The organism is Variovorax sp. WS11, from assembly GCF_010499245.1.
Classification (GTDB): Bacteria; Pseudomonadota; Gammaproteobacteria; order Burkholderiales; family Burkholderiaceae_C; genus Variovorax.
In genome coordinates this window covers 603,705-625,029 of record NZ_JAAGOW010000004.1, presented here as the reverse complement: position 1 = coordinate 625,029, position 21,325 = coordinate 603,705, and the positions used below count along the sequence as shown (strand labels likewise).

The following is a 21,325-nucleotide window of genomic DNA, read 5'->3' as shown; positions in this document are numbered from 1 at the left end:
ATCAACCGATCGGAGGATCCCATGGATCTTGGTATTGCGGGACGCAAGGCCATCGTTTGCGCATCGACGCAGGGCCTGGGCCTGGCCTGCGCCACCGCGCTGGCGCGCGAGGGTTGCGACGTCTGGATCAACGGGCGCGACGAGAACAAGGCGCGACGGGCGGCCGCAGCCATCGCGCGCGACACCGGCGGACGCGTCCATTTCGTCGGCGCCGATATCAAGACCGACGCAGGCCGCGAAGCCCTCGTGGCCGCCTGCCCAGAGGCCGACATCCTGGTCAACAACAATGCCGGGCCTCCGCCGGGCAGGCTCGAGGACTGGCATCACGCGCAATGGCTCGATGCCCTGGAGGCGAACATGCTGGCGCCCGCCCTGCTCATCCGCGCGCTGATTCCGGGCATGCGCGCCCGCAGGTTCGGCCGCATCGTCAACATCACCTCCGCGATGGTGAAATCGCCCCGCCCTTCGATGGCGCTTTCCACCGGCGCGCGCGCCGGCCTCACCGCCTTCAGCAAGTCGCTGTCGATCGAAGTGGCCGTGGACAACGTCACGATCAACAACCTGCTCCCCGAGCGGATCGACACCGACCGCCAACGCTTCATGGCCGAGCAGATGATGCGCGCACAAGGCATCACCCTGGCCGAGGCACGCGCCCAGATCGCGGACTCGATTGCGGCCAAGCGATTCGGGACACCGCAGGAGTTCGGTGATGCCTGCGCCTACCTGTGCAGCGCGCAGGCGAGTTTCATCTCGGGGCAAAACCTTCAGATCGATGGCGGCTCGTACCACGGACTCCTCTGACCACCCCAACCCAAACCGATCATGGAACTCCAAGGCGAACGACTCATCCCCTCCCCGCTCGGCACCACCTGGGCCGCGTTGAACGACCCGGAAACGCTGAAGTCCTGCATCGCCGGCTGCGAATCGCTGGTACGCACCGGCGACGATGCGTTCGCCGCCGTGCTGGCGCTGAAGATCGGCCCCGTCAGCGCACGCTTCAAGGGCAACCTGCAGATGACGAACATCCGCGCGCCGAACGGCTACACCATCAACTTCGATGGGCAAGGTGGCGTCGCGGGCTTCGGCAAGGGTTCCGCAGACGTCGCGCTCGTCGCCGAAGGCGAGCAGACACGACTCAAGTACAGCGCACGGGCCACGGTCGGCGGCAAGATGGCGCAGGTCGGCTCGCGCCTGATCGACGCCACGGCGGCCAAGATCACCGAGGACTTCTTCAAGGCGTTCGCGACACGGCTGCGGGGACCGCAAGTTCCCGCCACTACCGCCGAGGCCACCACTGGCGACAGTCCATCCGTGCCGGCAGGCAGAAGCTTCGGGCCCGCGTGGTGGACGATCGGCGCGCTCCTGGTGCTCGCCGCCATCTACGTCATGACTCGATAGAACACTTGTTCGGCAAGCACCGGACAGCAAGCGTCTCACCCCTTTTTCCCCTTCACAGGCAACACACCATGCGACTCTTAGCTTTCAGCAGCAACGGCCAGCCGGCGCTCGGCCTGCGCCTCGACCAGGACGTCGTCAACCTCACGGCGGAGGGCTTGCCGCCCACGCTGGATGCGTTGCTGCGCCTGGGCCCCACGGGCATGGAGGCCGCCAGGCTCGCCGGGGCCAAGGCCCGCACGCGCACGCACATTTCTGACATCGCGTGGCTCCCGCCCGTTCACGCGCCGGCCAAGGCCATCGCTGTCGGCCTCAACTATGTCGACCACGCGGCCGAGAGCAGCTTCGAGCCGCCGAAGTATCCCGTGCTGTTCCACCGGTTCCCCAGTTCCTGGGTGGCCCACGGCGAGGCGCTCGTGCGACCGCACGTGTCGACGCAGTTCGACTACGAAGGCGAACTGGTCGTCGTGATCGGCAAGGCCGGCCGCTACATCGACAAGGCGGGCGCGCTGGAGCACGTGGCCGGCTATTCGGTGTTCAACGATGGCTCCATCCGCGACTACCAGACCAAGTCGGCTCAATGGATGATGGGCAAGAACTTCGATCGCTCGGGCTCCTTCGGGCCCGAGTTCGTGACGGCCGACGAACTGCCGCAAGGTGCGGCGGGCCTCAGGCTGCAGACACGTCTCAATGGCCAGGTGCTGCAGGACGCCAATACGCGCGACATGATCTTCGACGTCGCAACGCTGGTCTCCGTCTGCTCCGAGCCGTTCGCGCTCCAGCCCGGCGACATCATCATCAGCGGCACGCCTGCCGGCGTCGGCCTTGCCCGCAAGCCGCCGATCTTCATGAAGGCCGGCGACGTGTGCGAGGTGGAAGTCGAAGGCGTGGGCCTGCTTTCCAACCCGGTCGTGGATGGTAACTGAGGCCGCGACGACTGGCTGTTCTATCGTCTTGTTCGATATGAACCATCTAGACAAAGAGGCTTGTCCGATAGATTGAGGAACCCTAATCTTCGGGTATGCAGCTCGCCAACGATGGCGGCCTGCTGGCAGTGATCTGAAACCCAACCAGAGAGTCAGCAATGAGCACAGTCATTCGTTTTCACGCGCACGGCGGACCCGAGGTCCTCCGGGTGGAGCGTCAGTCCGTCGGCGAGCCGGGCCCCGGCCAGGTACGTCTGCGTCACGACGCCATCGGCGTCAACTTCATCGATACGATCTTCCGCCAAGGGATCTATCCGGTGGCATTGCCTTCGGTCCCGGGCGTCGAAGGCGCCGGTGTCGTCGAAGCCGTCGGTCCTGGCGTCGAGAAGTTTGCAGCGGGCGACCGTGTGGCCTATTTCCTGTCGCCGGGCAGCTATGCGGCCCATCGGTTGATCGAGGCCGAGGCGCTGGTGAGGCTGCCCGAGGACGTCTCGACGGAACAGGCGGCCACCGTGCTGACCAAGGGCCTGACCGCCTGGGCCGCCCTCAACGGCTTCCATCGGCTGCAGGCCGGCGAGACGATCCTGGTGCAAGGCGCATCCAGCAGCGTCGGCCTGTTGCTCGCGCGATGGGCCAAGGCCAGAGGTGCCACGGTCATCGGTACTGCCGGCTCGAACAAGCGCGACGCCCTGCGGGCCGACGTGGACCACGCACTGGTCTCGAGCGACAAGGACCTTTCGGCGCAGATTCTCAGGATCGCGCCGCAAGGCGTCGACGTCGTCTACGAATTCGTCGGAAAGGCGACCTTTGCGGCATCGAAGGAGTCCGTTCGCGACGGGGGCACGATCGTCAACATCGGTGCGGCCTCGGGCGCCCCCGACATCGATGCGCCCTCGCTCGCAGCCCGGGGCGTCAAGGTGCTCGGCGGCCCGATGGCGCAGCATCTGAAGGGTGACGCACTCGTCGAGGCGACGACCGCGGTGTTCCAGGCGCTTCGAGCCGGCACCTTCGGGCAGATCGACATCACGCGCTATCCACTGTCGGAGGCGGCGCGTGCGCATGAAGACATTGCCGCTCGTCGTCGCTCGGGCTCGGCCGTCCTGGTGCCCTGAGAGGCCGCTCTATCCGGACTGCAGGAGCACCAGGCGCAGATCCGCCAGGAAGGTCTGTCGCGCGGCCTTCGTGCAACACGAACGCGCCAACGATCATGGTGGCGGAGAAGGCCGCCGACCACATCCTCGGGCGCATCGCCAACGGCTTGCCGCAGACGACGACAACCGCCGGGTGCTCCTGAGCGGCCTAGTCGAGCGTAGCCCGCGCCAGGAACGGTGCCAACTGTTCCCGCGCCATTTCCGGCGTCACGACATCCGACGGATCCAGCTTCTCGTAGCTGTAGCTCTCCGGATCGTCGTAGATCCGCTCCGCGATCAGCTTCGGCTCGACGTCGTTGGTATAGGTGAAGATCTGGAACAGATGGTGGCTCATGAGGTAGTGCGCGCCCGGATTCGCGTCGATGTCGTGGTCCTTGAGGCAGGCACCCGGCACTACGTGCGTCCAGACTGCCTCGGTGGTGACGCCATAGTCTTCCACGCCCATGTTCATCGTTCGCGCACCCATCACGTTCTGCCGGGTCTCGAAGGCCTCTCTGTAGAAGCCTTGTACGGCGGCCTTGCCCGAGAGGACGCGCATCTCTCGACGGTCTCCCACGCGGTACATGGGCTCGTCGATCGTCAGCGCCGGAACGATGATCTGATCCCAGTAGCCGGAGACCTCCAGCAAGAGGTGCCTGAAATAGTTCTTGAGGATGGCCCTGTGCAAGGGCTTCTGCGTCTTCTGGAGAAAGCGTTCGACCTGCCTCGGCCACTCCGTCACATCGAACGTTGGCGGAATGTGCATGCGTGTCAGGGCGTCGGCAGTGTTCAGTGTGAAAGTGCTGTTCATCGTAGTAGTCCTGGTCGGCACGGTTGTCAGATCACCGAGAGCAAGCCGCCATCGACGAGAAGGGCGATGCCGGTGACGTAGCTCGACATGTCCGAGCCGAGCCACGCCACGGCATCCGCGATCTCGGACGGCTTGCCCAGCCGGCGCAGCGGCGTACGTTGGCGAAAGCGTTCGGAAGCCGCAGCGATGTCAGGCGTGCTGCGCAGGAGATGGGTATCGATCGTTCCGGGGGCCACCGAGTTGACGCGGATGCCGTCGGGGCCGAGCGCGTCCGCCAGCGCCTTGGCCATGAGCACCACCCCGCCCTTGCTGGTCGAATACGCCACGGTCATGCCCGCACCTGCGATCCCGCCCATGCTGGCCATCAACACGATGCTGCCGGGCTTTCCGCGCGCCTTCATCTGCCGCGCCGCGGCTTGGGCACCGAACAGAACGCCGTCCAGGTTCACCGACATCAGCCGGCGGTAGCCCTCTTCGGCCACGTCCGCGCCGTCCGAGGGCAGCGTGATGCCCGCGTTGCACACCATCACGTCGACACCGCCGAACTCTGCTGCAGCCGCGATGAGCGCATCGACCTCGGCGTGTTTGCTGACGTCGGTCGGGTGAAAGCGCGCAATGACACCGAGCGCCTCGATCTCGGCGGTCGTCGGACCACCGCCTTCGCGCGGCGTTTCGCTGATGTCCGAGACGATCAAGGCCTTGGCGCCATGCTGCGCAGCCCCGATCGCGATCGCCCGGCCGATGCCGCTGGCCGCGCCGGTGACCACCACCACCTTGCCCTTGAGGATGTCACTCATGGCTGTCGTCCTGGGTCAGGCACTTCTTCACAGTGTCCCTGCGCGTCACGCCTGCTTTGCGGACGGCCAGGCGCCCAGCTGCTGCAAGAGCGAGAACAGATTCGCCACCCCCCAGTGCTCGGTGATCTTGCCGTTTTGCACGCGCATGGCGTCGACGGTCTCGAAATGGATCTCCCGGCCTGTGGGGGCGACCCCGAGGAAGTCGCCCTGGTGCGTTCCGTGGTAGGTCTTGAACGTGGTCACCACATCGCCATCGACGCGCTGCCAATGGATGTCCGCGTGGAAGTCAGGGAATGCCGCACGCAAGGCCCGGTACAAGCCCAGCGCGCCCTGCTTGTCCGGCGTGCAGTTCGGCTGCGGCGTGTGGTCCAGGAAATCGTCGGCAAAGAGCTCGTCGAAGAGCGCGTAGTTGCCGCCGCCCTGGACCTCTTCGGTGTTGCGGCGGACAACGGCCTTTGCCGCTTCGCCTGCGCTTGTGTTGCTCATATACGTATCTCCATCGCGTGGGATCAGCCGAACAGCTTGGCTGCGGTCTTCGCGACGAGCTCGCCCTGGTGACGCGCGCCGGCAAGATCGATCTCCGTCGGCTGGCGCGAGCCGTCGCCTCCCGCGACGGTGGTGGCGCCGTAGGGCGCACCGCCCACGATCTCGTCAACGCTCATCTGGCCTTGATGGCTGTAGGGCAGGCCGACGATGGTCATGCCGAAATGCAGCAGGTTCGTGATGATCGAGAACAGCGTGGTCTCCTGGCCGCCGTGCTGCGTGGCCGAGGAACTGAAGGCCGCGCCCACCTTGCCGTTGAGCGCACCGCGCATCCACAGGCCGCCGGCCTGGTCGAGGAAGGCGGCCATCTGCGAGGACATGCGGCCGAAGCGGGTGCCGGTGCCGACGATGATCGCGTCGTAGTTCTCCAACTCTGCGACGCTGGCGACGGAGGCCGCCTGGTCCAGCTTGAAGTGCGCGGCCTTCGCGATTTCCGTCGGCACGGTTTCGGGCACGCGCTTGACGTCCACCTGGGCGCCGGCACTGCGTGCGCCCTCGGCGACGGCTTCGGCCATCTTCTCGATGTGGCCGTAGGACGAGTAGTAGAGGACAAGAACCTTGCTCATGGAGATCTCCTGGGTTGGTGGAATCGATGACATGCTGCAAGGTTAGAAGCTGCTCATCTCTCGTGGAAGCCTCTTTTTCTCGATGAAACCCATCTACGGAAACGATGGATTTCGAACGCACCAACTCATGCGCGGCAGGGCCGCTGTCACGGGTCTTCGCGGGCGTGGCTCGCACTGGCGAGGTTTAGGCAAGGATGCACGGGGATTGACATACCGCCCTCCCGCCCTTCGTTCCTAGACTTCATCTCATCCCTGCAACAGCGCAAGGATTCAACCCACCACCCTAGGAGCAGTTATGTCTGGAATCGAAGGAAAAGTCGTCGTCATCACGGGCGCCAGCAGCGGCATTGGCGAGGCCACCGCGCGCTTGCTGTCCGAGCGCGGCGCGCGCGTCGTGATGGGCGCCCGCCGAACCGAGCGGCTGGAATCCATCGCCGCGGCCATCACCCGCGAAGGCGGACAGGCCCGCTTTCGCGCAGTCGACGTGACGAAGCGCGAGGACGTCGCTTCGTTCGTCGATTTCGCCGCGCGCGAGTTCGGCCGCGTCGATGTCATCGTGAACAATGCCGGGGTCATGCCGCTCTCGCCCCTGGAAGAGACCAAGGTCAACGAATGGGACCAGATGATCGACGTGAACATCCGCGGGGTTCTGCATGGCATCGCCGCGGGCCTGCCCCGGATGCGAGCGCAAGGCAGCGGGCAGTTCATCAACATGGCTTCGATCGGAGCACACACGGTGTCTCCGACAGCCGCGGTGTACTGCGCGACCAAGTTCGCGGTGCGGGCGATCTCGGAGGGGCTTCGCCAGGAGGTCGGGGGTGACATCCGCGTGACCGTGGTGTCTCCCGGCGTCACCGAGTCCGAGCTCGCCGAAAGTATCTCCGACGCGAGCGCGCGCGAAGTCATGCGCGGCTACAGGCAGATCTCGATCTCGCCCTATGCGATCGCCAGGGCCGCGGCCTTCGCCATCGACCAGCCCGACGACGTCGACACCAGCGAAATCATCGTTCGGCCGACGGCAAGTCCCTATTGACAGTGAAGTCGCGATGTATCCGACGAAGCATCTCTACCCTGCCGCCATCTCCGTGGCGTTTCTCGCCCTTCCCGGCGCAGCGATCGGGAGCGAGGCGCTGGCACAGAAGAACGCCTGTACGGCTTGCCATGCCGCGAGCAGCAAGCTCATGGGCCCATCGATTGCTGACATTCGCTCACGGTACACGACGAACTGATCGCAAAGAAATTCCCAATGGCCCACGACAAGACCGCATCGGACAACGATGCACCGCGTTCCGACGATGCAGAAGCGCGCCACGCGCGGGGTCTGGCCATTCTTCGCCAGATCGGCGGGCCCGAGTACGACGGCCCCATCGGCCGCCTGGCACGCGTGTCGCCGGACATGGCGCGCTTCACCGTCGACTATCCCTACGGCGACGTTCTCTCGCGCCCCGGGCTCGATCTACGGCTTCGACAGCTCTGCAACGTGGGCTCGCTCATCGCCCAGGGATCGGTTCAGCCTCAGCTGCGATTTCACATGGAAGGGCTGCTGAACGTCGGCGGAAGCGCTCAGGATCTCGTGGAAGTCATGTTCATCGCCACGGCCATCCTGGGTTTTCCGGCGGCGATCAACACGATCGGGATCGTTCGCCAGATTCTTGCGGATCGGTCCATCCCCTTCTCTCCGATATTGCCGCAAGCCGATGCCGGCGGCAGCCGGTACGCGCGTGGCCTCAGGGCGTTCGGGGAGCTCATGCAAGGTCCGCCCTCGGACTATCTTGCGTCGTTCGGGGCCATCACGCCCGAGCTGGCGCAGTGGTCGATCGAATTCGCCTTCGGCGATGTGCTGGCGCGCGGCGAGCTCGAGAGCAAGGCCAAGCATCTCGTCATCGCGAGCATGCTGGCGACGGTCGGCAACCGCGAGGATGCGCTGCGCCTCCATCTCGAGAGCGCCCTCAAGGTCGGCGCCACGAAGGAAGAAATCATCGAAGCGCTGATCCAGGTCAGCGTCTATGCCGGCTTCCCCGCCGCGCTGAACGCATTCGGCGTCGCCGCGCAAGCGTTTCAAAAGCGTGACGACGTGCCCGCTGTCGCTTCTGCCGTTCGGAGTTCGACGCCCGGTTCAGAGAGCGGCGCCCGGAGAAGGCAGCGCGGCCTTGCGGCCCTCGCCGCGACCTCGGGTGGATCCGGCGAAGCCGTTGTCCGCAGCTTCGAAGACGTGGCGCCCGAGATCGGCCAGATGATCGTCGAGCATTCCTATGGCGACATCTTCAGTCGTCCCGGGCTCGACCCCAAGACGCGCGAGCTGACGGCCTGCGCCGCGCTGGCAGGTCGCGCGACCAGGACGACGGAAACGCCCTTGCGCGTGCACATCAATGCCGCGCTCAACGTCGGCGCCAGCCGCGAGGAGATCGTCGAGACGCTCCTGAACATGGCGGCCTACTTCGGCTTTCCGGCGGTGCAAGGCGCGATGCGGATTGCGGGCGAAGAATTCCGGAAACGCGTGCTGTAACCCGTCAGCGGTCCGGCGTCGGTCACCTGACCGCCCTCTCGTGGGCCGCATTGCATGGCCTTGTACCGGCCGATCCGGCCTGGTGCTTCCAACCAGACCACCCAGCGTCCTGGGGCGGACTTCGCGCAGAGCATCGTCACGACGCAAGCCGTGAATGTGACCGGCGTCGCCGTGGCACGGCGGTGTTTCAGGGCCCTGGAATGCGCCATATCAGGGACTACACCTAGTTCTTCTATGCGAACTATGTTCCCATCCAAGAAATACCAAGCTATAGTTTGCAGTGAGATTGCACCGAAACCGCGAGACAAACTGCAACCGACGAGCCCCGCCCATGCAGATTCCTTTCGGCATCAACAGCCGGCCCGCCGCGCTCGATGTGGTGCCGGCCACGCTTCTAGCCTGCAAGATTCAGGAGAACCATTGATGGAATACGTTCGTCTCGGGCGCACTGGCCTGACCGTATCGCGTCTCTGCCTAGGTTGCATGAGCTATGGCACGGCCGGCTGGGAGGTCCACCCGTGGGCCCTGGGCCGCGAGGACTCCATGCCCTTTTTCCGCAAGGCAGCTGAAGCAGGCATCAACTTTTTCGACACGGCGGACCACTACAGCTACGGTGCGAGCGAGGAAATACTGGGCGATGCCGTGCGTGCGCTTTTCCGCCGCGATGAAGTCGTCGTCGCCACCAAGGTTGGGCTCCCCATGGGGCCTGGGCCGAACCTTGCGGGCCTGTCGCGCAAACGAATCCTGGAGTCGGTCAACCAATCGCTCAAGAGGCTGAAGTTCGATCACGTCGACCTCCTCTATACGCACCGCTTCGACCCTAACACCGAGCTTGAAGAAATGATGCTCGCGCTGGACCAGTTGGTGCGCGAGGGAAAGGTGCTGTACCTGGGCGCCTGCTCGGCCACATCGTGGCAGTTCGCCAAGGTGCGCGAGATGCAGAGGGCCGCGGGCTTGGCCCAGTTCCAAGTCATGCAGAACTTCTACAACCTCGCCTACCGCGAGGAGGAGCGCGAGATGATCCCGTACTGCCAGTATGAGGGCGTGGCGCTCGTGCCGTGGTCGCCGATCGCGCGAGGTTTCCTGGCCGGGACCAAGCCGCGTGATGGCTCTATCGTGGGCAACCGATCTGCAACGGACAAGGTACTGCAGAGTTACTTCGGCTCGGAAGCCGACTACCGTGTGCTCGACGCGGTCGAAGCCGCCGCAGAGCAATACGGTGTGTCGTCGGCACAGGTCGCCTACGCGTGGATTCTGTCCAAGCCGTACATCACAGCGCCCATCATTGGCGCCGACGCATTGACCCAGTTCGATCAGACGATTGCCGCGGCGAGTCTCAAACTGGACGACACCACCCTGCACGCCCTGGAGGCAGCCTACGAGCCACATGCCATGCTCGGGCAGGTGACCATCGGCGGGCGCCCCAGGCTTTGAAGGGAGCGCCGACATGCTCGCGCAACAACTGCTGAACGGAATCGTCGTTGGCGGCGTCTACGCCCTCTTCGCCATCGGGCTCACGCTCGTCTTCGGCGTTCATAGAATTCTCAACCTGGCGCACGGCGGCATCTTCATGCTGGGTGCCTTTGCAGCACTGTACGTTGTGGAAGCCGGCATGCCCCTGTGGCTGGGCTTCGTGGCGGCCACGGTGATCGGCGGCCTGTTGTCAGTCTTGGTGGAATTCGTGTGCTTCAGGCCGCTGCGCAGGACCGGCGACGAGGAGTTCGGAGCGATCATCTCGTCCATCGGCGCCAATCTGATCTTTGTCACGCTGGCCCAGCAGATATCGCAGACGCGCGTCATGCGCTTTCCGTTCGATACCTTCCCGGTGGAAATCTACCGCTTCATGGGCCTGCGCGTCTCGGCGCTGCAGTTGCTGATGACTGCGTGCGCCGTCGTGCTGGTGGTCGCGCTCACCTGGTACTTGCGACGCACGCAGTCTGGCCGACAGATCCGAACTGTCGCTGCCAATGAGCGAGCAGCGACGCTGGTGGGCATCAATCCCAACATGGTCTATTTTCAAACCTTCTTTGTTGCCGGGTCGCTGGCCGGCGCAGCGGGCGTCCTCGTGGGCCTTGCCTTCAACTCCATTCATTTCATGATGGGCGAGTCCTTCCTTCTGCGCGGCTTCATCGTTCTGATCCTGGGCGGCCTGGGCAGCATTCCCGGCGCGCTGGTCGCAGGCCTCCTCTTCGGAGTGATTCAGACAATCTCCTTCGCGTACCTGCCTACTCAGCTGAGCGACATCATCATCTTTACCTCGTTGTTCGTGATCCTGATGGTGCGGCCCACCGGTCTCTTCGGGCGTGACGGAGCCGGAACGATGAGGAGCGCACGATGATCGATTTCGTCCGATCCTGGCAGCCGCTCTTTGAGTTCCTGCTGCTGTATTCGGGCTACGCGCTCAGCCAGTATGTGGTGCTGCGCGCAGGCGTTTTCTCCGTCGCACCGGCCGGCTTCGCTGCCATCGGCGCCTACGGAGCGGCGATCCTCACAATGCGCCTCGGCTGGCCGCCCATTGCCGCCATGGCTACCGCGGCGACGGCTGGTGGCCTGCTGGGACTCTTGCTGGCCTTGCCGCTCGCGCGGCTGCGCGGGGTTTATCAGGCCATCGCGACACTCGCCTTCGTACAAATAGTGCTGTCGCTCAACCTCTACTTGGACGACTTCACGGGTGGTGCCAATGGGTTGAACGGGATCCCGAAATCCGTGGGCTTCTGGACCCTGTTCATTGCGCTCGGCGTGGTGGTCTATCTCATCACCAGCCTCAACGCCAGTCGTTCGGGCAGGGCGGCCAATGTGGTGCGCGACAACGAAGCCGTGGCCTCCACGCTCGGCGTGTCCGTCACCCTCCACCAGTCGGTGGCCTTCGGGCTCTCGGGTGCAATCGCCGGACTGTTCGGGGCGCTCGATGCCTTCCATGGCTACGCGCTGGATCCGAACCAGTTCGGGTTCGGCCTGGTCGTGGCCATTCTGTCGTATGTCGTGCTGGGCGGCCGCCGTTCGGTGGCCGGCCCCATCTTCGGCGCCGTCTTCCTGGGACTTTTGCCTGAAGTGTCGCGGCCACTGGCGGACTATCGGATGCTGATCTACGGCGCACTGCTCATCGCGGTCATCGCCTGGATGCCGCGAGGGGCTGTCGATACCTTGCTCAACCTATGGCGCCAGCGCCAGCTGAGCCGACCATGCACAAGTACCGCGCCCGTGCGGGTCAACACGCAAGCGGAGCCCAAGACGTGACCACGCTCACACTCGAAAAAGTCAGCAAGCGCTTTGGAGGCGTCATCGCCGCGGAAGACGTCAATCTCCGGGCCACGAGCGGCCGTGTCACCGGCATCATCGGCCCGAACGGCGCGGGCAAGACCACGCTGGTGAACCTTATCACCGGCATGACTACGCTCAGCAGCGGCGGCATACGACTGGACGGCCTGGACCTGAGCCGTTCATCGGCCGACGCTGTGGGCCGCGCCGGTGTCGCCCGCACGTTCCAGAACATTCGCCTGCAGACGGACGCCTCGGTGCTGGACAACGTCATGATCGGCTTCCAGCGACTGGAGACATCATCCGTCATCGCCGACCTGCTCGGCCTCCCGTCGTCACGGCGCGAGACCGCGCGAACCCGAAACAACGCGCGTTCCCTGCTCGAGGAGTTCGGCATGTCGCGCTACGCGCAACATCCTGCCGGCTCACTCGCCTACGGCCACCAGAGGCGAGTGGAGATGATGCGCGCCTTTGCCGCGAAGCCACGCGTGCTGCTCCTTGATGAACCTGTAGCCGGCATGAACGATGTGGAGGCGGAGGAACTTGGCGCCTTGTTTCGCGACCTCGCCGACAGTGGCGTGGCGGTGGTGGTCATCGAACACAACATGCGCTTCATCACAAGCATCAGCGACTACCTCTACGTGCTCGACCGGGGTCGCATCATCGCTGAAGGGGAACCGCGAGAAGTATTGACCAGCTCTTGCGTGATCGAAGCCTACCTGGGGAACTGAGGATGCTCACGATCACCAATCTGCATACATCTTACCGAGGCATCCATGCCCTGCGCGGCGTCAGCCTGCACGTAGCCCAGGGTGAAATGGTGGCGCTTATCGGGTCCAATGGCGCGGGCAAGTCGACGCTTCTCAATTCGATCAGCGGCGTTGTCAAGTCGGGGTCCGGCAGCATCAGCTTCGACGGCGCCGAGATCACCAACATCAGCCCCTGGCTGACCTCGCGCGCGGGTCTTATCCAAGTACCGGAAGGCCGCCAAATCATCCCCGACCTCACAGTACTGGAGAACCTGGAGGTTGGCACCACCGCTGTTGCGGGACGGCCACGCCGCTACGAGTTGGCCGACGTCTATGAACTCTTCCCGGTACTGGCCGAACGCAAGGCCCAGTTCGCGGGATCCCTGTCGGGCGGTCAGCAGCAGATGCTGGCCATCGGCCGCGCGCTGATGGGGTCGCCGCGCGTGCTGTTGCTGGACGAGCCTAGTCTGGGCCTGGCGCCGCTCGTTATCGGACAGGTCTTCGTCGCCCTCAAGAGGATCAATCAGCAGGGTCTCACTGTGCTGCTGGTGGAACAGAACGCCCGAAAAGCACTGGAGCTGACCGACCGCGCCTATGTACTCGACCAGGGGGCCATCGTGCTCGAAGGTCCCAGCGCCGCTCTGGCGGCGGACTCCACGATGACTGCCCACTACCTCGGCAGTGTGAACTGAGCAGGACCATCGCGTCCGTCAACCAGTACCAGGAGTAGACATGACCCGTATCGACACCAACAACCCCTTCACCGGCATCGCAGCGCTCGCCCTCGCTGCGAGCGCAGCACTGTCGCCGGGCGTCGCCCTCGCTGCCGAGCACAAGATCTCGGTGGTCATGGGAACCACCGGGCCGTCTGCTTTCGTCGCCGTGCCCGCAACCAACGCGATGAAGATCGCGGAGGAAGACCTGAGAGCAGAAAAGCTCTTCGGCGCTGACACGCTCAAAGTGACTTATGAAGACAACAGGTCCGACAAGCAGGAGGCGATCACGCTGCTCAACAAGATCGCTCAGGACAAGAGCACGCTGGTCTTCATCGGTCCTGTTTCTTCATCCGAAGCCCTGGCCGCCGCGCCGGCCGCCGTGTCGTTGAAAGTCCCGCTCTTCACGACCGGCACGAACCCCGCGATCCTGGCAGCGGGCGAGTGGGCCTTCAAGATTTCGGAAAACGCCGACGACTTCGTCCGCCCCTTGGGCGACTATATCGGCAAGGTCGTCAGGCCAAAATCCTGCTATCTCGTGTCGATCCGGGACAACGAGGCCTACCTCGTGTACTCCAAGGTTTTCAAGGAGGGGGTCACCGCCGCCGGCACCCGAATCGTGGGAGAGGACACCATCCTGTCATCGGACAGCAACTTCGCCGCTCTTGCCACCAAGATTGTGGATTCTGGAGCCGATTGCCTGTATGTTTCCACGCCGCCCGAACTCGGTGCCAACCTCGTCGTGCAAGCCAGGCAAGCGGGTATGGCGCGTCAAACAGTGCTGGTGGGCAACCAAAACATGGCCAGTGACAAGTACACGGCCATCGGCGGCAAGGCGGTGGAGGGCACCTACCTCATTGCCGAGTTCTCGCCGTTCTCGGACAGCGCAGCGGCAAGGGATTTCGTGAAGAAGTACAGCGCCAGGTACAACAGCCTGCCTGACGCTTGGGCCGCCGTCGGCTACTCGATGATGACGATCGCTGCGCACGCGGTGAAGAACGCCGGCCCCAACCCGACCCGCGAATCGGTCCGTGCCGCCATGGCTGCATCCAAGGATGTACCGGTCATCATCGGCAGCGGCAAATTCTCACTGGATGCCAACCGCGTCCCGCACTTCGGCGCCGTGGTCCTTCAGATCAAGGACGGCAAGGTGGCGCCTCCGGCGGTGCGGTGACCGGCGCCATCAGCAATCCCCTGCTCACCAGCCACTGCTGAATGCGCGCGGCAATGTCGTCGGAGTTCGTATCCATCATGAGCAGGTGCGAATTGCCGTGAACGCCCACTGCCGGAAGATCAAGCGCCGTGGCGTCGCCGCCCCTGCGCCGGACATTGGTGATGATCGCCAAGGACATCTGTTTGGCCGCGGTCCAGAAAGGCACCGCATCGACGTTGTCGCCCCACAAGGCGAGCATCGGAAAGCCGGTCAGCGCGTCGAAGTCGCCGGCGGCCATCTCGGGCGCTCCGCCTGGCTCGACCAACACCAACGCCTTGATCATGCCCGGAGCCTTGAGCGCCGCTCGAATCGCGAAGCCCGCGCCCTGACTGTGGGCGAACAGGAGACATGGGCCCTCGCGCGCGATCAGCGCATCGTAAGCGGCCTGTATCAACGCGTCGTTGCACGACCAGCGAGGCACGATCTGCCGGGTGAAATCGTCAAAAGCTGCCACCGGGAAAAGCCCTCCCGGGAATCCTCGTCGCTGCGCCGGATCCTCAACGAAGCCATCGCGCATACCAACGCGGTAGAGGGTCCATGCGGAATGCTGCGGCATGAAAAACGGCTCCGCCGGATAGAGGTCGGGGAAGCACGCCCAACCTGCGCGCCCACGCTCCACGGCATCGCAGACCAGGACGTCCAATCCCGCCGCAAGGAAGAAGGCCTGCCAGCCGGCGCGCGCGTCCGGTGTCGATTCCCAGCATGCGCCGGTCAGACCGCCGCCATGCCAAAGCAGCAGCGGGAACGGCGAACGTGGGGACACCAGCCTTGCGTGCTGAACATACATCTGCCCCACCTGGAACGAACCGTTGGGATCCAGCGCGATTCGAGGCGAGCCGGGCACTGGGGACAGTTCCACACCGGGTTTGCCCACGAGTTGGACAACGTTGCCACCGAGGTGGTAGCTGCCGAGTGCACGAAGCGCGAAGACCTGTTCTGACACCTAGCAATTCTAGTCAAAGGCACCATGAATATCTCGCAATCATCGACACAGCTGAACGGGGAAATAGCCAACTTCGGAATTGGTCAACCTATTGCGCGCGTGGAAGACGATCCGCTCCTGCGCGGTGCGGGTCGGTACACGGACGACATCCACCTGCCTGGCGAGGGATTCCTGCATGTCGTGCGCTCGCCCCATGCAGCGGCGAAGATCATTCGCATCGATGCTGCAGCTGCGCGAGAGGCGCCCGGTGTGGTCGCCGTCTATACCGCGGCTGATTTTGCCGGCTTGACCATTGCAAGCATTGATTCCAAAGTGCCGCACAAGCGGCCTGACGGCACACCGCATTCGCGAACACCGTACCAAGTACTGGCAGCCGAGCATGTGCCCTATCTCGGTGACGCGGTCGTCGCGGTGGTCGCGGAGTCGCTGAATCAGGCAAAGGACGCGGCCGAGCTGATCGCTATCGACTACGACGCGCTATCGTCTGTTACCGATGCCGCTGTGGCGCTCGCAACCGATGCCCCGCGTGTGTGGCCGCATTTGGCCGACAACACCTGCATGCAGTACACGCTTGGCAGCGAGAACGCGTGGGCAGGAGCAGCGTCGATGGCTGCCAGAGTGGTCCGCGAGCGCTTCGTCATCTCGCGCGTCGCGACCTCGTCGATCGAGCCGCGCGCAGCGATCGGGTACTTTGACAACCGAGCGAAGCGGTACGTGCTGTACGCTGGGCTGCAGATGCCGCATGAGGTGGGTCGCGACATCGCGGCAGCCTTCGGCATTTCATCCGGCGACGTGCACGTGATCTCGCCCGACGTGGGCGGCGGCTTCGGCATGAAGCTGGCGCTCTATCAGGAGTACATGCTCGTGCTGCTGGCCTCGCGCAAGCTGGGCCGGCCAGTGCGCTGGATCAGCGATCGCAGCGAGGCGTTTCAGTCGGACCAGCACGCGCGCGACACGGTGAGCGATGTCGAGTTGGCGCTGGACGCTGCCGGCCGCTTCCTCGGCCTGCGCGTGCGGACGGTGGCCAACCTGGGCGCGTACATCGGCCAGTGGAGCTTACACGTGCCCACCGGCAACCTGGGTGGGCTGACCGGCCCGTACAAGATCGCTGCCTTCGACGTAAAAGTGACTGGTGTGCTTACCAACACGGTGCCCGTCGGGCCGTTCCGAGGCGCGGGACGGCCAGAAGCGTCCTACCTGATCGAACGCATCGTCGATCGTGCTGCGCTGGAGCTGGGCGTGGACCCAGCCGAATTGCGCATGAGAAACATGATCGATGCGAACGAGATGCCCTACAACACCGGTCTTGTCTTCACGTACGACTGTGGCGAATTCAAGGCGCTGATGGCCGAGACGCTGGAGAAATCGGGCTGGCAGGACTTCGCCAGCCGCCGCGAGGAATCAAGCGCGTGCGGCAAGCTGCGCGGCATTGGCGTGGCTTATGTGATCGAGAGCGCTGGAGGCCCTGCAGGCAAGGCGTTCGACGAGCATGTAGAGATTCGCTTCGACTCCGGCGGCACGGCGACCATCTTCGTGGGAACGCATTCGCACGGCCAAGGGCACGAAACGGCTTATCGCCAGTTTGCGGCCGAGTACCTGGGCATGCCTTTCGATGCGGTGCGCGTCGTATGCGGCGACACGCAACTCGTCAGCCATGGTCGCGGCAGCTTCGGCTCGCGCACGATGATGGCTGGCGGTTCGGCCTTCAAGTCGGCTGCTGGCAGGATCATCGAGAAGAGCAAGACGATCGCAGCGCACGTGATGGAAGCAGCGGTGGAGGACATCGTGTACGAAAAGGGCCGGTTCGCCGTGCGAGGCACAGACAAGGCCATGAGCCTCGCTGACGTGGCGAGGACAGCCTTCAACCCTTGGGCCCTGCCCGATGTCATGGATACGGGTTTGCATGCAACTGCCGCCAATTCGCATGGAGGGATTACGTTCCCCAATGGCTGCCATGTGTGCGAGGTCGAGATCGATCCGCAAACCGGGTGCGTCGAGCTGCTGGACTACCACGTTGGCGAGGACGTCGGCACCGTCGTAAATCCACTGCTGCTGAAGGGCCAGATCGTCGGCGGTGTGGTGCAAGGCATCGGCCAGGCATTGATGGAGCAGATTGTCTATTCCGCAGACAACGGCCAATTGATCACCGGTTCGTTCATGGACTACGCGATGCCGCGCGCTGCAGACTTGTGCGATATCCAGTCCTTCAGCCGTCCAGTGCCGACAAAGGCCAACCCCCTGGGTGTGAAGGGCGCGGGCGAAGCCGGCGCCGTTGGCGCACTGCCGGCCGTGATGAACGCGGTTGGCAATGCTCTGTGGGCCGCCGGCGTTCGGCACATCGACATGCCGGCCACCCCAGCCCGCGTCTGGGCGGCACTGCAGCAGGCGTGGGCAGAAGTCCAGTAAGGCTGGCCGCAGGATCACTTCGCTCATGTCCTCGCCAAGCCACCCCTACATTGAATCAATTTCGGATCCGCTATCGAAGCCCGAAATCTCTATAGGAACCAATCGATGATCAGCCCGAGAACGTACTGGAGCATTGCCGCATCGGCAGTCCTTCTCACCCTTTCCAGCAAGGCACTGGGTAGCATGGCCTTGGCACAGAAAAATGCCTGCACGGCCTGCCATGCGGCGGACAAGAAGCTGATCGGCCCTTCGTTCAATGAGCTCCGCGTCCGCTACGCGAACGACCCCGGCGCATTGGCGAAGCTGGTCGCGAAGACACAGGCCGGCGGATCAGGTTCGTTCGGGGCAATCCCGATGCCTCCGCAGCGCCACGTGCCGGCTCAGGAGCTGGGCGCGATCGTGAAATGGATGCTCGAACCCGAGTGAGCACATGCGTAGCGCTGCGCCGTCACGCCGGCAGGGGGCTGCATTCCTGTGAAAGAATCGGGTTCCCATCCGCGAACTCTAGCCCTTATGTCGAAATCCGCCCTCCGCGTCCTCGAGATCATGGAACACATTGCCCAGCAGCCGCAGGGATGCACCCACACCGAGGTGGCGCAGGGCCTTCAGATTCCAAAGAGCAGCCTGACGGCGCTGCTGCAGGACATGATGTCCAAGGGCTATCTCCAGCGCAACCCCGACACCAACGTTTTCACGATCGGTGTGCAGGTCCTCTGGCTGGCGAACTCCTATCTGCGAAACCTCAACCTGGTCCGCCTGGGGCAGCCGGTCGTGGCGAGCGTGTTCAGCAAGGTGCAGGAGTTCACGCTGCTGGCGATTCCGACGGCGCACGAGTACATGGTCATTTGCACCGAAAGCGTGCCGTCCATCCTGGCCCATTCGCTGCAAATGGGCCAACGCGGGCCCATGTTCTGCAGCGCCGTGGGCCGCGCCATGCTGGCATTCATGCCCGACGCCCAAGTCGATGCGATTCTGGCGCAAAGCGAACTGAAAGCGCTCACGCCTTCCACGAAGACCGACATCGCGGACATCAAGAAGGAACTGGCGCGTACGCGCCGCACCGGCATCGGCGTCTCGAAGAACGAGGTCACGGCCGGTGTCAGCGGCTACGCCGCGCCTGTCTTCAACGCGACCGGCGTGCCAGTGGCATCGATCGGCGTCGGCTTCGCGACCGCCCAATCGACGCCGGCGAAAGTCAAGCAGATCGAAACGGAACTGCTGCTCGCCTGCGAGGCCTTGTCCGGGCAGCTCGGCTGGCGCACCCCGGCGGCCGTTGCCGTCTAGTCGCCAGCTCGTCGAGGGGCAGGCCGAGCGAAGGCGGGGGCGTGCCCGCGGCGATACATCAGGACGGTGCGCGTGAACTCGATGACGACGCAGCCATCCTGCGTGTAGCCGATCGTGCGGATGCCGACCACGCCGACATCCTCGCGTTTTGCCGATGGCCGCAGGCTCTCGATGCGCGATTCGCTGTACAGCGTGTCGCCCTCGAAGGCCGTGGCAGGCAGCCTGATGTCCGACCAGCCGAGGTTGGTCATGACGTTGGGCGTGAGATCGGCGACGGACTGGCCGGTGATCAATGCGAGCGTCAGCGTCGAATTCATCGGCCGCTTCTGATGACCCAGGCTTTGCGCGTAGTGATGATCGAGATGCAAGGGCGCGGGGTTCTGCGTCAGCAGTGTGAACAGCAGGTTGTCGTACTCGGTCACGCTGCGTGCGCTGCGGTGCTTGCATTCGTCGCCGACAGCGAAGTCCTCGAAGAAGCGGTCTCGCCAAGAAAGGTCGTTCATGGGCGCTCCGATCGCTCAGATTGAAACGACCACCGTGGTCACCGAAGCACCATCGGTACCGCTCACGGTGCCGCCCTTGCAGTAGGACATGGCCAGGCGGGCGCCCTCGATCTGCCGGCCTCCGGCCTGGCCCATCAGCTGCCAATAGAGCTCGCAGACCTGCGCCATGCCGGTGGCCCCCACCGGATGTCCGCGCGACAGCAGTCCGCCACTGGGGTTGACCGGCAGCCGGCCTCCCAGGCTGGTGGCACCTTCCTGCGTCCACCGGCCGCCCTCTCCCACCGGTATCAGACCCAGGCCCTCGAGGCGCACGATCTCGGCGATGGTGAAGCAGTCGTGCATCTCCACGAAGTCGATGTCGGCCGGGTCGATCGCGGCAAGTGCGTAGGCCTGCTCGCCGGCCCGGCGCGAGATGTCTTCCTCGTTCAACGCATACAGGCCGGTCCGCAGCGTTCCACTGACCAGGCCGATACCGCGCACCTCCGGTCGCCGCCCAACGATGCCCAGGCGTTGGAGGCCGCGCGGACTGCACACGACCGCGGCGGCCGCCCCATCGCTGATGGGACTGCAGTCGAGGACGCCCAGCGGATCGGCGACCGGTCTCGCGTTCAATACCTCTTCGAGGCTGACGGCGCGCTGGTACTGGGCATAGGGGTTGTGCTGCGAGTGCGCGTGGTTCTTGACCGCGACCATGGCAATCTGCTCTCGCGACGCGCCATGGTCGGCCATGTAGCGCTGCGCGCTCATCGCGTGGCCGGCAGTCATCACGAAGCCGTGCATCGCGTCCAGATCGCTGGGATCCGGTGCAACGCCTCCCTTGATGCGATCGGTCATCTTCTCGACCCCGAGCACCAGCACCACGTCGTACAGGCCGGCGGCGATCGCGAGCCAGGCCTCGCGCAGCGCCGTCGCGCCGCTGGCGCAGTAGTTCTCGTGGTTGCTGACAGGAAGGCCGCCAAGGCCGAGCTCGGTGGCTACACGCTGGCCGGCGACCGGGCCGCCGAAGACGTGCCCAACGAAGACCGCCTCGATGTGCGGACGCCGGGCGTTGGCGTCGGCCAGGGCCGCATTGCCGGCCTGGACGGCCAGCCTTTCGAAGGAGACGGTGTCATCGTATTTGCCGAAGCGCACCATGCCGGCACCAGCGATGTAGGTCGACGGCATCAGAGGCTCCCTTCTTCTTCGGGCACGAAGACATAGCCCACCACGGGCTGGCCGTCGTCCATTCGGACCGTGCGGAATTCAGTCTTCACCGGCAGGCCGATGCGCACCCCCTCCGGCGCCGTGTCGAGCTGGGCCATGACGCGAACCTGATCGCGCGGCAGGTCGACGTAGGCCAGCACATAAGGCACGGCGCGGCCCGGAGGCGCCTGACGCACGACGGTGAAACAGTGCAACGTGCCAGAGCTCGACAGGCCGCGTGTCGACAGGCCCTCGCGCGCGCCGCAGGCGGCACAGAACTCACGCTTGGGGAAAGTCACGGCGCCGCAGGTCGCACAGTGGAGCCCCAGCAGCTGGGGCGGGTCGAGTTGCATGACGTCGTCACGCATCGCTCGCGGGGGTAGGGATGGGGTCATCACGT

The 21,325-nt window shown here is 64.5% G+C and carries 23 protein-coding genes; 15 read left to right on the top strand and 8 right to left on the bottom strand.

What is annotated here, in order from left to right; genetic code table 11:
- Positions 1–21: 21 nt before the first annotated feature.
- From GXN78_RS32385 to GXN78_RS32370, 4 genes are all read left to right on the top strand, one after another.
- Complete coding sequence (locus tag GXN78_RS32385; RefSeq protein WP_106554441.1) at positions 22–801, top strand: SDR family oxidoreductase; 780 nt, start codon at positions 22–24, stop codon at positions 799–801.
- 21 nt (positions 802–822) lie between these two features.
- Positions 823–1,398, top strand: a complete 576-nt coding sequence (locus GXN78_RS32380; RefSeq protein ID WP_106554442.1) for a carbon monoxide dehydrogenase subunit G — start codon at positions 823–825, stop codon at positions 1,396–1,398.
- Positions 1,399–1,466: 68 nt separating this feature from the next.
- The gene (locus GXN78_RS32375; protein WP_106554443.1) at positions 1,467–2,321 is read left to right on the top strand and encodes a fumarylacetoacetate hydrolase family protein; all 855 of its coding nucleotides are present in this window, start codon (positions 1,467–1,469) and stop codon (positions 2,319–2,321) included.
- 158 nt (positions 2,322–2,479) lie between these two features.
- Positions 2,480–3,433, top strand: coding sequence for a quinone oxidoreductase (locus tag GXN78_RS32370; protein ID WP_106554444.1), 954 nt, complete (start codon positions 2,480–2,482; stop codon positions 3,431–3,433).
- A gap of 187 nt (positions 3,434–3,620) precedes the next feature.
- Here GXN78_RS32370 and GXN78_RS32365 read toward each other — a convergent pair whose 3' ends face one another.
- Genes GXN78_RS32365 through wrbA form a run of 4 tightly spaced genes read right to left on the bottom strand, consistent with a single transcriptional unit; the run spans position 3,621 to position 6,168 of the window.
- On the bottom strand, positions 3,621–4,262 hold the full coding sequence (locus tag GXN78_RS32365; protein WP_106554445.1) for a hypothetical protein: 642 nt from the start codon (positions 4,260–4,262) through the stop codon (positions 3,621–3,623).
- Positions 4,263–4,288: 26 nt separating this feature from the next.
- Positions 4,289–5,059, bottom strand: a complete 771-nt coding sequence (locus tag GXN78_RS32360) for an SDR family oxidoreductase (RefSeq protein ID WP_106554446.1) — start codon at positions 5,057–5,059, stop codon at positions 4,289–4,291.
- Between the two features lie 45 nt (positions 5,060–5,104).
- Positions 5,105–5,545, bottom strand: coding sequence for an ester cyclase (locus GXN78_RS32355; protein ID WP_106554447.1), 441 nt, complete (start codon positions 5,543–5,545; stop codon positions 5,105–5,107).
- A gap of 23 nt (positions 5,546–5,568) precedes the next feature.
- On the bottom strand, positions 5,569–6,168 hold the full coding sequence (gene wrbA, locus GXN78_RS32350) for an NAD(P)H:quinone oxidoreductase (RefSeq protein ID WP_106554448.1): 600 nt from the start codon (positions 6,166–6,168) through the stop codon (positions 5,569–5,571).
- Positions 6,169–6,463: 295 nt separating this feature from the next.
- Here wrbA and GXN78_RS32345 point away from each other — a divergent pair, with 295 nt between their 5' ends.
- The 8 genes from GXN78_RS32345 (at position 6,464) to GXN78_RS32310 (ending at position 14,568) form a co-directional block, all read left to right on the top strand.
- The gene (locus GXN78_RS32345) at positions 6,464–7,201 is read left to right on the top strand and encodes an SDR family oxidoreductase (protein ID WP_106554449.1); all 738 of its coding nucleotides are present in this window, start codon (positions 6,464–6,466) and stop codon (positions 7,199–7,201) included.
- A gap of 213 nt (positions 7,202–7,414) precedes the next feature.
- Positions 7,415–8,674, top strand: a complete 1,260-nt coding sequence (locus tag GXN78_RS32340; protein WP_106554450.1) for a carboxymuconolactone decarboxylase family protein — start codon at positions 7,415–7,417, stop codon at positions 8,672–8,674.
- 423 nt (positions 8,675–9,097) lie between these two features.
- Positions 9,098–10,108 (top strand): aldo/keto reductase, encoded by a 1,011-nt coding sequence (locus tag GXN78_RS32335; protein WP_106554451.1) that lies wholly within the window; start codon positions 9,098–9,100, stop codon positions 10,106–10,108.
- Positions 10,109–10,121: 13 nt separating this feature from the next.
- Entirely contained in the window at positions 10,122–11,012 is an 891-nt protein-coding gene (locus tag GXN78_RS32330) for a branched-chain amino acid ABC transporter permease (protein WP_106554452.1), read from the top strand.
- Positions 11,009–11,911, top strand: a complete 903-nt coding sequence (locus GXN78_RS32325; RefSeq protein ID WP_106554453.1) for a branched-chain amino acid ABC transporter permease — start codon at positions 11,009–11,011, stop codon at positions 11,909–11,911. Before GXN78_RS32330 ends, GXN78_RS32325 begins: the two co-directional genes overlap by 4 nt.
- A complete protein-coding gene (locus GXN78_RS32320; RefSeq protein ID WP_239142977.1) occupies positions 11,908–12,663 on the top strand; it encodes an ABC transporter ATP-binding protein in 756 nt (251 codons plus the stop codon). The genes GXN78_RS32325 and GXN78_RS32320 overlap by 4 nt, the downstream gene beginning before the upstream one ends.
- A 2-nt stretch (positions 12,664–12,665) precedes the next feature.
- Entirely contained in the window at positions 12,666–13,373 is a 708-nt protein-coding gene (locus GXN78_RS32315) for an ABC transporter ATP-binding protein (protein ID WP_106554455.1), read from the top strand.
- Positions 13,374–13,413: 40 nt separating this feature from the next.
- Complete coding sequence (locus GXN78_RS32310) at positions 13,414–14,568, top strand: ABC transporter substrate-binding protein (RefSeq protein ID WP_106554456.1); 1,155 nt, start codon at positions 13,414–13,416, stop codon at positions 14,566–14,568.
- On the opposite strand, the gene GXN78_RS32305 is transcribed toward GXN78_RS32310, so the two are convergent.
- Complete coding sequence (locus GXN78_RS32305) at positions 14,531–15,550, bottom strand: esterase (protein ID WP_146162966.1); 1,020 nt, start codon at positions 15,548–15,550, stop codon at positions 14,531–14,533. The two genes, GXN78_RS32310 and GXN78_RS32305, sit on opposite strands and share 38 nt — an antisense overlap.
- 24 nt (positions 15,551–15,574) lie before the next feature.
- Between GXN78_RS32305 and GXN78_RS32300 the strand changes: the two genes are divergently transcribed.
- From GXN78_RS32300 to GXN78_RS32290, 3 genes are all read left to right on the top strand, one after another.
- Complete coding sequence (locus tag GXN78_RS32300; protein ID WP_106554458.1) at positions 15,575–17,956, top strand: xanthine dehydrogenase family protein molybdopterin-binding subunit; 2,382 nt, start codon at positions 15,575–15,577, stop codon at positions 17,954–17,956.
- A 105-nt stretch (positions 17,957–18,061) separates the two neighbouring features.
- On the top strand, positions 18,062–18,382 hold the full coding sequence (locus GXN78_RS32295; RefSeq protein WP_146162967.1) for a c-type cytochrome: 321 nt from the start codon (positions 18,062–18,064) through the stop codon (positions 18,380–18,382).
- 120 nt (positions 18,383–18,502) lie between these two features.
- On the top strand, positions 18,503–19,240 hold the full coding sequence (locus GXN78_RS32290; protein ID WP_164256048.1) for an IclR family transcriptional regulator: 738 nt from the start codon (positions 18,503–18,505) through the stop codon (positions 19,238–19,240).
- On the opposite strand, the gene GXN78_RS32285 is transcribed toward GXN78_RS32290, so the two are convergent.
- The 3 genes from GXN78_RS32285 to GXN78_RS32275 are packed head-to-tail and all read right to left on the bottom strand — an operon-like array spanning position 19,237 to position 21,320.
- Positions 19,237–19,743, bottom strand: a complete 507-nt coding sequence (locus GXN78_RS32285; RefSeq protein WP_106554461.1) for a MaoC family dehydratase — start codon at positions 19,741–19,743, stop codon at positions 19,237–19,239. The genes GXN78_RS32290 and GXN78_RS32285 overlap by 4 nt on opposite strands.
- 15 nt (positions 19,744–19,758) lie before the next feature.
- Positions 19,759–20,907: a thiolase family protein gene (locus GXN78_RS32280; RefSeq protein ID WP_106554462.1), complete on the bottom strand. Its 1,149-nt coding sequence runs from the start codon at positions 20,905–20,907 to the stop codon at positions 19,759–19,761.
- A complete protein-coding gene (locus tag GXN78_RS32275) occupies positions 20,907–21,320 on the bottom strand; it encodes an OB-fold domain-containing protein (protein ID WP_106554463.1) in 414 nt (137 codons plus the stop codon). Before GXN78_RS32275 ends, GXN78_RS32280 begins: the two co-directional genes overlap by 1 nt.
- Positions 21,321–21,325 lie beyond the last annotated feature (5 nt).